This is a genomic window from Bacillus sp. FSL K6-0073, assembly GCF_038006085.1.
Taxonomy (GTDB): domain Bacteria; phylum Bacillota; class Bacilli; order Bacillales; family Bacillaceae_G; genus Bacillus_A; species Bacillus_A cereus.
The window spans coordinates 201815-215036 of record NZ_JBBOUN010000002.1 but is presented as its reverse complement, the minus strand read 5'-3'; the positions used below and the strand labels follow the sequence as shown (position 1 = coordinate 215036).

Sequence of the window (13222 nt, the reverse complement as noted above, 5' to 3'; positions counted from 1 at the left end):
CTATCACCTTAAATAATAAAAATCAATAAAGTTATATAAAAACATATAAAAAATAAACGATTAATATAATTCTACAAGTTTACGTCTTTTCGGATTAACGTTATTTGCAGCATGTACCATGATCTGTTCATCGGTTGCTATATTTGTATTTTGAATGGATAGAAGTAGTACATTATCATAAGTGTCCATCAGTAGAATATCTCTAGGATTTTCACGTTTAGGATAGATAACTACAAGCGGAACGCCTTCATCTCCATCCCTTCTTGAAAACACGACATCATCTAATCTTGCAATCATTCGGTAATCATTTTCATTTCCAAAAATAAAAAAGAAATCTTGAATAGAAGCTTTATCTCTCTTGTATGTGCGTCGAAGGCCACCATCTATTGATTCTTTAAACGTTTGAATTTTTTCGACAAAAGTGTAACGCCAATTGACATCTCCTACTGTACGTTGAGATAAAGGAAAAAGAATATCTTGTTCCAAGTTTTGATTATCATTTGTTCCTAGAATGATATCTGAAATAACATCCCCAGCATCTTTCAATGAGCAAATGTGTACATTTAGATTTGGTATATTCATTAATAATTCATGATGCTTCCGCATAGAAAATAATAGATTTTTCATACGTATGTATGGCGGTTCTGCATCTTCAGCAAGGAACATTGATTTGTCGTACATAACAAAGACAACCGTTACATCCTCATTTGTTTTTTTTGCATATTCTATGTACTTCTCTACTTTTTCAACTAAGATAGAATTTGTCTCTTTGCACATGTCCATCTCAATATGGATATTTTTATCTTGGTATGAAATATGTTCATCAGGAATCAAGGCCAATTGGTTGTCCTCAATTTTTATATTTTTTTTCTGGTAAAAAGAACGAATATCCAATTCATATAATACTTCATTGGTTTGTGTCTTCTTTGTAGTCGCTAAAAGAGTACGGATCATGACTTCACGTGAACACATAGTGTGAAGAGAAGTTGTTCTTGAGTACCGTCTTTTTGAACTTTTTTTGGGAATTCTTCCTATTTCCAATAAGAATTCAATTGTCTTTTCTTTTAAGGAGAATAAAGCGCGTTTCGTAATACTGTCAGCCCTTTTATCTATTCTTTTAGTTAACATAGCTCCATATTGTGAGTACCGGTCAAGCTTTGTAAATATGCTAGCTTCAGAACATTCTCTTCCCTCAAATGCACTATATAACTGCGTGATTTGCCTTGTTGTAAGTGCTCTTTTGTAATATAAAACTGTAAAGACAAATATGTCAGCTTCTCTTAAGTGAAAATGTTTTTGGGTACCTGATCTTCTATATTTATACACTTTCTCGGACAATGCATACACCTCTTATATTGAATTAAACTAAATTAAATACTTATTATTTTTAATATACTATTACATTGATGTGGTGGTTGTAAAACCTGAAAAAATTAATAAGACATTTTAATTTTTTCAGGTACTTCATTTTGTACGTTGAAGTTGAGATGAAAACTACTCTTATAAATCTCTTATAAATTATTGATTTATAAGGCTCTATTAAATCGTTTGTTTTGTTAGGACGAGCTACTACTAGATACCTAACAATAGTTATAATGAAATTCAATTTATAAAATAATGTTATGACGGCCTAACATTTATTAGATAGCCAAACTACTATTTTAATTGATTAAAATTATTCAAGATTTATAAAAAGGTTTATTGATAATAAAGAATAATTTTTTCTATCCTTAATTCGAAATTCAACTTTTTATTAGTGATGAAACGCTCTTTTCAACTTCTACTATTTGCTCAATGTAAAATTCCAACTTTTTCTTTTATGTTTTTTTCTTGTATAGAATCATAAATTCACTTAGACAAATAATATTAATTGTTTATACCAAATCATAAATAAGTTAACAATATGTCTATAGATACTTAACATATTGGTTTTAGTCAATTGAATTACCTTCACTTTTTCTTCGTTAAACAAGGAGTTATCTTAACTGAAATAATAAAATTGAACAGTTGTTAATTTTATGTGAGGTTGTAATTGCTATCATCATTCCTCCTGCATTACAAAAAAATTTATTATAATGTAAGTATCACTTTGATGTTAATAAGATGAGATTTCACTTTTAATAATCTAGTTTGAACAAATGTATCTTTTTTATAATAGAGATGTGGTTGTTAGCCTACTACTTTTAGAATGTCAAAGTTGATTTATCCTAGTACTCCCTTTTTAATATGTTGAATATCAAGGGTATTGATGCTGTTCATATGAAATTAACAACCTCTTCTACTGGCTTTTGAGGAATGAATGAAATTGACAAGGAATTGAATTCAAATGAGGAAAAGAGGATGATTTTTCTTATAACATATATAATAATGTGAACTAACAAGTACTAAGTGAAGAACAGTACATTAACATAACATTAACAATGAGCGGTCTTATAAGTCATAAATCCCGTTAAAACAGCTAGGTAACAAAGAAAAACTTAGTGTGAATTGCTATAAGAATGTCTTGAAATCTCCCTAGTAATATAAATATACTCGAACAATATTTATTGTTGGAATATTAAAAAAGTTTAGTTGAATTATATAAGCTTTATAAATACAGTTTACATACAAGTTTTATATAAGGGTCTTATATAAAACTTGTATGTAAACTAGATAATTTGTTTTTTTGATTTAACTACGATATAAAAGCATTATTTTATACATTTTATATGTAAAGCTTATATATAAGGTGTATAAGTTTTTCTGGAATTTTTATGCTAAAAAAATTGGTGGTTTTTTATCTGTTTTTTAGAATTTTGATTTGGTTTTTTTAATAATCTTTTTTGAAATGTCAATCACATGAAATTTAAGATTGATATAACATGTATACGCATTATATATAAGGCGTATACATAAATCCTTATAAAATATATATTAATTCTATTTTTAATTTTATAAGTCTTATATACAAGTCCTGTATATAAGTTTTATTTATAATGACTTGATATACGACGTGTAATGATGTACTATGTTTCTAGGAATAATTAACCAGTGTTTTAAGGGGGGGACGACTTGAACGAAGTTTTAAGTGAAAAATATCAAACAATCAAGTTTGCAGATGAAGTAGTAAACATGTTTGCTGATATACTTGAACAAGATGAGATACTCTATAGTGTATTTCTATACATAGGAAACATAGTAAATAAACAATTTCAAGAGACGAAGTACATGAGGGGCATATCTATTAATGAAATAGTGGAAAATGTAGTTATTGATAGGAGAGTAAAGAAAAAAAAGGGAAAATCCTATTCTTTAGAGGTTGAACGTACGAATATATCTAGACGTTCAGCTGAAATAAGTGTGAGTACACTATCATCAATGTCTTTAATCTATGAAAAAACCATGCACCCATATAAATTTTTGATCTCAACTTATAGAGGGCAACAAGTACTGATTGAGTTAGGGAAAAGAAAAAAGATAAATAAGGAGAGATAAAATAATGGCAAAAAACTTCTTGAAGAATGAAGTGGCAGTTAAAATGACGATGGTTGGTTTTGGTCAAGCTGGTACTAGAATGGTAGATAAATTTGCGGAATATACACATACAGATGGTACAGCAGTATATAATTGCTTAGCACTAAATAGTAATGATGGAGATCTAGCTGAATTAAAAAATGTACCCAAAAGTAATCAAGTTTCACTGAAATTAGGTGGTTTAGGTAAGAATCCTGAGCGTGCAGTAAAAGTCCTTGATTCAAATGAGGAAGCAAAAGAAAAGCTAAAAGAATTTATTACTGAACGAGTAAGACCTTCGGATGAACTTGTTTTATTTTTTGCAGGTTTAGGTGGAGGAACTGGAACTTCTACAATCATTAAGGCTATTGAAGAATTTTCGGCTTTTCATAACAAGCCAGTAATCAGACAAGAATTACAAAAAGTTGCGCAGCTATATCCAATGTCTGAAATCAAGGCGAATCAAGCGAAGTTTGCGAGAATAGCCTTTGAAAATGCTATTGAGCGCAAAGACTTTATTAAAATGGGGATTGTTGTAACTCTTCCCGTCCGAGCAGATGGGCCTGATGTATTACGACAAGTAAATAAATTTTCACAGGAAATTTGGAAATTAGCAAATGATAAATCAAAAGGTGTAGCATTTGTTGTGTTTGCTGATAACCAGCATTTTTACGATGAATTTAAGGAATTGAATGAAAATGAGAAAAAAGGTATCGCTAATTCACGAGATTATGCAAATCAACGTATTAGTGAAATTATTCATGAGTTAAATACCGCTGCTAATGGATCTGGTACATCTGTAATACTGGATTCTCAAGATTTTAAACGTATTTTACTTGAGAAAACGGGCTGTTTAGTAATTAATAAGGTTTCACGTAATATGAATCAAATAGAAAATAGCCATGCAATTATAGAAATGTTCCAAGAATCATTAAGAGGAAGCTCTTTCCATCCCCCGATTGATTTGATGAAGAAGAACGATGATGGTTCTGTTGAAGCATCAAAAGTACATCATTTTGGTATGCTTGCTATCCTAGATGAGCAAAAGAATATTAATGATTCCTTTATGGATGACGCTAAGGTAGAAGTTTCAAATAATTTACCTATAAATGGTACAGTTTTTAATGGATATTTGGTAAGTAAGAATGATTTCTTAGGAACTGTATATACCTTCTATAAAACCGATGCATTACCATCGAGATTATCTAAAGGTTTAGTTGAAGAATTTAATGAATTTAAAGAAAGACAAAGCCAAATTCAGTATAAAAAGTCTCAAATTAGTACGATTGAAAGTATAGATGAGGATGAGGATTTAGGTTTTGCATTTGGAGATTTTATTGATATGGGTAGTGACGAAGAAAATAATAATGCTGGAGCAAATGAAGATGAAGATCTAGCAGATTTTCTAGATCCAGATAAGATGTTTGGTACTACAAAATAATAAAAAAGTCTGGACTAAGTTCCAGACTTTTTTATTATTCCACTGAATCCATAAGAGATTTTATATACTCAATAATATTATCTTGTATGTACTGCTCTATGAAGAGTTGTTTTTTACTCAAGTCTTCCTCTTTTTTAAACCAGCCTGCTTTTCTAGTGCGCTCTTCTTCAGGTTTGTTATTCCATAAGCTCTCTGCTTGTTTTCTTAATTCCTGACGTGCCCTATGCTCAATAATAAAATTATCAAGCCTATCTTGGCGTTGGCGTAATTTTAGCGTTTCTACATCTTCTGGTTGTGGTAACTGCTTTAATATACTTTCTACCCTCTCTTCATAATGAGATTCAATATGTTTTATTTTTTCTTCTAACTGTTTAGTTACCATTTTTTCAATAATTTCAGCAGTAGCTTGAAGGTTTAATTCAGTGGATACCTCATTTGTTTGATGTTCTGGTGAAACTGGTCTTAAATCAAATTGGTGTGGTAAAAGGTCAATAATTGCATCTAGAGACCATTTCTCATCCCTTTTCTGCTTTATAAATAGAGCAATTTCAAGATCTAAAGCATTATAGAGTTTTTCATTTGTATTTTGAGTTCTTAAAGTTTCATGAAGTCCCTTTTCTTCTAGGATATTGAACCAATTATAAACTGTATTATGATGACGTCCTACTAGTTTTGAGAATTCTGTTATTCGCCATGCTTTTTCGAAAACATTATCATCTAATATATCATCATCGTTAATTTGATGGTCTTGTTTTTCATTTTTTTGCTCAATCATTGTAACTACCTCCTCAAAAATCAACTCATAAATAACTAATTATAATTAACATGTGAGCTGAGATTAACATGTTAGCTAGTATTTCGATAATATTTGTAAAAATCCCTACCAATCCAGTGAATTACATGAAATATAGAATTAACATGTAAACATATACTTGTTAACAAAACATTGACGTTTAGCATAGAACTCGGTGAATCAGTAACTTTATTACCAATTTGAAATATATAATTGGTAATGTTTTGTTAATGGGAATATATATATTATTGTAGTAGCGCTACTGATAGTTGCTATGAGATTAACAAATTAGGCTACTTAATATTAATGATAAGGAAATAAAGCTATTTTGTAAATAAGTTATAAGGATATAATCCGGTTATATAACGGAAAATACACAAAGTAACGCTCAAAATCTAATTATCACGTATAAAAGCTAGTAAAAAGTAAATAATATTAATGTAGAGTTAGTATTGTTCAATAAACAAAACGGTATTTAAGGATATAGGAGTACAATCATAACGCTTCGAAGAGGTTCGTCCTACTCCCTATTTACTTGCTACATACAAGTTAGGATTTATTTATGTATATTAATTTAGTATAGAATGTACAATTTAAGTTGTATATTGCATGTCATGATAGAAATTTATGTAGTCAGTATCAACAAAATGATCTTTATCAGTATTAAAGAACAGATTGAGCCTGCGAGTTGACATTAACATGAAACATGACATTGACATGAAATCAATACTACAACCACCTACTAATAACATACGAACACCTATTGTTAATGTTTTGTTAACTATAATAGATATAGATCAACTCTTTGTATACATGCTAATCTAAAAAGATTACCTTTTAACATGAAATGTGAACCATAAACGAAGGATTTTATAGATAATTTTGAGGAAGTTTTTAAGATACTAAGGTTCGACTTAGAATACTAGAATAATCCAAGTGATGTATTTTGTAGATATCCGATTTCTAGTATATGTTTACATATATTAATAAGATCATAAACAAGACAATGAGATTGATATGTTAACGAAAATTAGATAAGCATACTTCGAATATCTATAAAGATAACATTGACATAAAATGAGGTATTGCTATGAGATTAATACGACATTAACAAAAAACACCCAAACAAAGGATAAATCATCCTAATTGTTAATGTCATGTTGATCAGAAATAGAAAACTGCCATTTACATTTAGAGATACTAGTTATTCTAATGGGTGTTTATGACTTAAATACCCATTAGAAAGTTAATAAAAGTAATTAGTAATAAAATATAGCATGCGCTGGTTTGTTAGTTATTACATTCCAGTAACTAATGATAATAAATGTAGATCTACTAATTGGTTTTACATTAATTTATATCTGAGTATCATCGGATTGATATAACACATAAAATATCAATATGAAATTAACATCTGTACATTTTTATTCCCTTTCATATCAATGTCAATTGATATGTTAATTTCATTCGAGGGTATTAGTGTTGGTTAATTGTTTATATGACATTAACAAATTTGGGTTGTGTACTTCAAATTGTGTTAAAAATTAAATGGAGATAGACTTTCTTTGAAACCTTCTTGATCAAGGAGGTTTATAAAAAGAACGGTGTAGCATATTGGGAGTTTAGGTTATAAATAGCAGTTGTAATACTTAGGTATACGACTTATTTATTTGGGCATACTATAAGTATGAGTTCTTTTCTATGATAAAAAAAGTGCAGCTAATATCTTTACAATCTATAATTATAGATTGTAGTTTTTATAGTATTTGAGTAGAAGAAATGATTTTGTGTATCATTCCAATATAAGTATATACTAACTAAAAGTCATTTTAATTGTTACAAGAAAAATATGTTATGGATGTATATTCATTATTAGCGTGCTTTTTGTCTAATAACTAAAATAGGAACTTAAAAGCAATTTTATAATTTTTGTTTGCGAAATATGTAATTAATAAATTGGCTTAGGTATGAACTGGATGGTTAGTTTAACTTGTATTCATCTCTCAATATGAAATTTCATGTCAATGTCAGTTGATATGTTAATATCAATCGAACGAGTTTGTGTCGCTTTATTGTTTACATAACATTAATATGCTTTAGTCCTTTGCTGTTAGTTATGCTATGAGTAATATAAAGATTGTTTTATATTTAAAGTTCTCTAAGGTAAGGAATATATTAAATGAATGTTTTTTACTTTTGAAATTTAGTTGTAAATAAAAAAATCGAAATTTTGTTATGAAAATCCTATACTTAGATATACTAATAGTATTACCTGAATTAGGTTATTAAATGACATATGCAAAAAAGAAAAGGTTAATCAATTAGAAGCATTATTTTTGTGAGTTTATTTAATAATTGCGAAGTAGTATTGACATTTAGATATTATATAGATAATCTTATACATAAGTTTTATTGTTTAAAATTAATATACAAATCGAGAGATATTTAATTCTTGCTAAACGGACACACCGAGGGCATATACCTGCCATTGGTGTGTCTTTTTTTATTTAATAACTAGAAAATGATAAGGAGAGTATTAAAGAATGAATGAAATTATTAGTGAAAGTAAAAAAAGATTTGATAAATATTGTAAAGATAATCAAGTTTTTGAGGAGAGAATTAATTCTCTTATTAACTACTATTTTTTACTGCTTGCTGATCGTGTAAACATTTTACAAGATAGAGAATTTAATAACGAGGTCGAAGAGAAGCAATTTAAAAGCAATCTCAAAAGATTTGAAACATTATTCCCAGCTGCTGCTAAGAATGCATTTCTAAAAGGATATCAGCTTGGTTTAGAGTTTTTCAAACATCCAGAGACAGTGATTCCGGATTCTCTATTTATAAATCCTAATTTTGTACAAGATATTCCTTTTGCAATTGTAAATGCAGCGGAATTTAGCATTTATGAATTAGTTCGAACGGATGAAACACAAGAATTTAGTGTATTTGCTGTTCGAACGTATGAAGGCATTAAACCCATAATGGAACAAGTATTTTGTGAAATTGCATTGTTTGGTGCGGAAATTTCGCTTGAGCATGAACGTGAGGAAAGAGGACTAAAAGTAGTTGAAGGAAAAACAACTACTTTTACAAATGTTCCAGTAGATCGTTTATTTACAATTACTCCATCTGTAGCTGCTAATGTTGTGCATGCGGATGGCCGCTGTGAAATCTGGAGTCTAAACTGGAATACAAAATTAACTTTAGATAATCCTTTTATTGAATTAGCACAAGTAACCATTGTTTACAAAGACAAGACAGAAATACAAAAAAATCTTCAGGATGGATTTATATATGAACAGAGTTTATTTAGTGCGATGCCGTTAGAAGAAATAGAGGATCGTTTAGAGGTTAGAGTCAAATATAACCTTATTGATAATATGCCATGTAATTTGGATGGATTTGAAATAGAATCGCTTCTCACCGAACTATTAACAAAAATACAAAACGCAACAAAAGTGCCTTTTGAAAACATGCTATTAATTTAAAGTGATTTTCTATCAAAGAGGAGTTTTTTATAATGAAAAAGATTGTATTAGCTATTAGTGATACTGTGTATACGGCATATTTACGTGAGGATTTTGTTGGTGCAGGATTTGAAGTAGCTGATAGTGATGTTATGCACATAAAGTATTTAGATGAAATTCTAGATACGGAGCAACCTGATATTCTATGTATTAATGACAAACGATTAAATATTGATGCGGGACACGAAGATAAACGAGAATTAATTATTTTACAGAAGTTAAGAGACATTCGCTTTCAGCGGGATATTCGCATTGTAGTATTTACAGAGCGTGAAAATAATGATGAATTTTTAGCGAAGCTGATTTATCTAGGTATCTATGACATTTTTAACTCTCGTAAAATTGATATTGATAATAAAGTCATCCCGCAGCTGCTACAGGAATCGGATATTAAAAATGTGGTGGAAATTGTAAGAGCAAGTCAAGCACCGCAACATACGAAATTGCCTGAAGTGCCTTTTGATGAGGAAGAAGCGAAAGTATCAAGTGAATTAGAGGAAGGTAACAACAGTGAATCACACTCTAATTTAAAATTATTTAAAAACAAACAAAAGCGTAAGTCTATTCAGGAAGAAACGCCAAGAGCGCCAATTATAAAAAAACAGTATAAATTGGCTTTTGAGCCAGTATATGAGAAACAAATTGGTATTGCTATTCCAAGAAGAACAATTGTTGTGGCCAACATGAATAGGAGAAGTGGTGCCACTTTTGTTTCACATCTTTTAGCCGCTTACTTAAATGAACTACAGATTGATGTGAATTATATAGAGAATCTATATGATGATGGTTATACGTATCCGTTATTAAAGGGATATACAGAAGCGCCAGAAAACTATCGTAGTGAATTTATGTTGCAGCGATATAAAGAGATGCTACAGAAGGAATCTGATATATTATTAATTCCAAAATGGAAGCAAGGAAGAATAAATTATATTGTAAAGAATCCTATAGTTGACCAAGAGCTTCAAAACGAAACAGAGCAGGACTTCGACCATTTTATTAAGGTTTTATTGGCCAACCAAGAAGCACCTATATCTATTATTGATGCAGGGAGCGATTGGGATAAAGATTTATACCATGAGATATGTGAAATGGCGGATTACATATTCTTTGTAGCGGAACCAGATCTGCATCAATTGCTAAAGATAGCGCATCCTCTTACACAAAAAGAGAGAAAGCTCGTTTCTTACTTAGCTTTAGAGAAAGTGAGGATCATTGGGAATAAGTTTTCTCCTGCACTTTTAAAGCATGAAATAGTAGAAGAATGCTTTGGAGATAAGGTATTAACTGCTTTACCACCATATGAAATAGAAGATGTGTTTGAGTCACAATTGAATAGTAATACGTTACTATCAAGTCGTAACTATTATAAAGAGTTAGAAGAAATAATGAAGGAAATAGCAGAGTTATTGCTACCAAATCAATTGTTGAATTCCAAAAAAAGTTCCATTTTAAGTGGATTTCGATTTCGAAAGTCTGAAAGTTAAGGAGGCTGAAGAGGAATGCAAAAGTTTATTGTTGCAGCAAGTATGTTGCTGTTATTTGTAGGTTGTCTATTCTTTGTAACTGATATGGTGATTGGAGATACAACACATACTGATAATAAATCGTCTTTAGAAAGGGGAGGCGAGATAGCTGTGGCTAAGTCTGTAAAAGTAGGTACTCTGCGTGCAGAAGAAGAAATAGCTATTGATCCAGAAAAAGCGAAACAAGAGTTTGAAAAGGCGTATAATGGTAATGCGGATTTTAAAGATCCCGCTTCAAAACGTAACTTCACTGTACATGATGTACAGGAAAAACCAGCAATGATTGCTGTCGAAGGTGATGCAGAAGCTGCTAGTTATTTTAAGCAATTTGATGAAAAAAAAGAAACGATAAAGAGTAAAGCGAGAAGTATTATTATTTATGATGCGAATGGAAAAGAAAAACAATTAGGTGGAAACGTAAAATAAAGAAAAAGAGTAGGTGCATTAAAAATGCAAAATACAGTAACTACGGCTCTATTCCTTACCTTTTCTTTATTATTAATTAGCCTTTTACCCGAAGGCGTTTTGTATGGAATACAGTTAGTGAAAGCACATAACTTTGCTGCTGATATGGTAGAAAACGCAGAAAATAAGGGTGGATTTCAATATGATTACAATGGAAAAAGGGTGGATTTAGTCCCTGGGATAGAGAAAAGAATGAAAGAAGAAAAGATGGATGGATGGAAGTATGAGTATACAAAGGGACGCATCGATCATAATCAATCCCTTTCTTTTAAGGTGAAAGCAGAACACCATTTCTTCATATTTAAGCTGATTGGTGTAGATGGCATAAAAGCTCCGATATGGGCGAGTAAAGAGGGATTGGGACAAGTATATTTTAAGTAATGAAAATTCTAAGATTTGTACTATAAAAGACTATGCTGAAAAGTATAGTTTTTTTGTCAGAAAAATATACCTATATAGAACAGAAGTTATAAAAAATGTTAATTAATTAATTTATATGTTAAATTATATGGATTTTATGTTTAAATTAGGTACAATAAAAGAATCTATGAAAAACTAATATATTTGGAGGAACAAACAATGGCTAACAAATTTTTAAAAACAGCAACAGCACTAACAATAATGGGTACATCATTACTAGGAGCAGGAGCATTTACTGCTAAGGCTGATAACACAGACTCATTAAAATTCAATGATGTTCCAGCAAATCACTGGTCTACAAAAGCAATTTATGATTTAACAAATCGTAAAGTAGTGCAAGGGTACGGAAATAATATCTTTGGCTTTGGTGATAATGTAACTCGTGGGCAAGTTGCTCGTATGATTTATATGTACGTAAAACCAGCAGATGCAGATGCCAGCTTCAAAAATCCTTTTACTGATATTAAAGGACATTTGTTTGAAAAAGAAATCTTAGCACTTGCTAAAGCAGGACTTGTGAATGGATTTGGTGATGGGAAATATGGTCCAGATGATATTTTAACTCGTGAACAAATGGCACAAGTACTTACTAATGCTTTTAAATTTAATTCAACGAAAACAACAACATTTACAGATGTTGATAAAAACTCATGGGCACTAAAAGCAATCAGCGCATTAGAAGAAAATGGCGTTACTATTGGTACAGGAGGTAATATGTATTCTCCAAAAATGTTTGTAACACGTGAAGCGTATAGTCAGTTCCTATATAACTCTATTAATGCAGTTGAAAAAGAAACAAAACCAGAAGTGAAGCCAGATCCAAAGCCTGAAACAAAACCAGAAGAAAAACCAGAAGTGAAGCCAGATCCAAAGCCTGAAACAAAACCAGAAGAAAAACCAGAAGTGAAGCCAGATCCAAAGCCTGAAACAAAACCAGAAGAAAAACCAGAAGTGAAGCCAGATCCAAAGCCTGAAACAAAACCAGAAGAAAAACCAGAAGTGAAGCCAGATTCAAAGCCTGAAACAAAACCAGAAGAAAAACCAGAAGTGAAGCCAGACCCAAAACCTGAAGTACCAGCAGGTTTAGAAGAAAGCCTAGTACAACCAGATTTTGATTTTCATCCATCTGCGCTAGAGAATCCTACTGTAAAAAAACAATTAGCTCCAGAAGCGCAAAATATTTTAAAAGAGATTAATAGTAAATATAATACGAATTTAAAATACGCTAATTTAAATGGTGCTGTAACTATTCTAGACAAAGGTATGTATTACCCAGAAGGTTCATATGCCGGCGGTCAATTTGTAGTAGAAGGTGAAGGAGACACTTTTAACATTACTTTTTTAGATAATAATTCAGCGACTGTTGAATTAACTAAAAAATGGGTTGCGTACTTAACAGGATTAGATTTGAATCAGGAGATTCAAAATGCTGTTGATTCAAAATCAATTACTAACCACCAAAAAGGTGATTATAAAATTCGTCTTGGAAAAACTATGATCCGTGATACAATGTCTATTTTAATTGAACCTAAATAATCTTATAATAAGATTATAA

9 protein-coding genes are annotated in these 13222 nt (G+C 30.5%); 7 read left to right on the top strand and 2 right to left on the bottom strand.

Annotation, left to right across the window (positions count from 1 at the left end):
• Positions 1 to 60: 60 nt before the first annotated feature.
• On the bottom strand, positions 61 to 1338 hold the full coding sequence (locus MHB52_RS29135) for a replication-relaxation family protein (protein ID WP_061663152.1): 1278 nt from the start codon (positions 1336 to 1338) through the stop codon (positions 61 to 63).
• Positions 1339 to 3051: 1713 nt separating this feature from the next.
• Between MHB52_RS29135 and MHB52_RS29130 the strand changes: the two genes are divergently transcribed.
• The gene (locus MHB52_RS29130; protein WP_001006726.1) at positions 3052 to 3474 is read left to right on the top strand and encodes a hypothetical protein; all 423 of its coding nucleotides are present in this window, start codon (positions 3052 to 3054) and stop codon (positions 3472 to 3474) included.
• 4 nt (positions 3475 to 3478) lie between these two features.
• Complete coding sequence (locus MHB52_RS29125) at positions 3479 to 4933, top strand: cell division protein FtsZ (RefSeq protein ID WP_001097031.1); 1455 nt, start codon at positions 3479 to 3481, stop codon at positions 4931 to 4933.
• A 34-nt stretch (positions 4934 to 4967) separates the two neighbouring features.
• Here the strand turns inward: MHB52_RS29125 and MHB52_RS29120 are convergent, their stop codons facing one another.
• The gene (locus MHB52_RS29120; protein ID WP_000572539.1) at positions 4968 to 5708 is read right to left on the bottom strand and encodes a MerR family transcriptional regulator; all 741 of its coding nucleotides are present in this window, start codon (positions 5706 to 5708) and stop codon (positions 4968 to 4970) included.
• Between the two features lie 2561 nt (positions 5709 to 8269).
• Between MHB52_RS29120 and MHB52_RS29115 the strand changes: the two genes are divergently transcribed.
• From MHB52_RS29115 to MHB52_RS29095, 5 genes are all read left to right on the top strand, one after another.
• Entirely contained in the window at positions 8270 to 9217 is a 948-nt protein-coding gene (locus MHB52_RS29115) for a hypothetical protein (protein WP_061664711.1), read from the top strand.
• 32 nt (positions 9218 to 9249) lie between these two features.
• A complete protein-coding gene (locus MHB52_RS29110) occupies positions 9250 to 10743 on the top strand; it encodes a hypothetical protein (protein WP_000724987.1) in 1494 nt (497 codons plus the stop codon).
• A gap of 15 nt (positions 10744 to 10758) precedes the next feature.
• On the top strand, positions 10759 to 11208 hold the full coding sequence (locus MHB52_RS29105) for a hypothetical protein (RefSeq protein ID WP_001168897.1): 450 nt from the start codon (positions 10759 to 10761) through the stop codon (positions 11206 to 11208).
• 24 nt (positions 11209 to 11232) lie between these two features.
• The gene (locus MHB52_RS29100) at positions 11233 to 11628 is read left to right on the top strand and encodes a DUF4320 family protein (protein ID WP_001181729.1); all 396 of its coding nucleotides are present in this window, start codon (positions 11233 to 11235) and stop codon (positions 11626 to 11628) included.
• A 198-nt stretch (positions 11629 to 11826) separates the two neighbouring features.
• Complete coding sequence (locus MHB52_RS29095; RefSeq protein WP_340768314.1) at positions 11827 to 13203, top strand: S-layer homology domain-containing protein; 1377 nt, start codon at positions 11827 to 11829, stop codon at positions 13201 to 13203.
• Positions 13204 to 13222 lie beyond the last annotated feature (19 nt).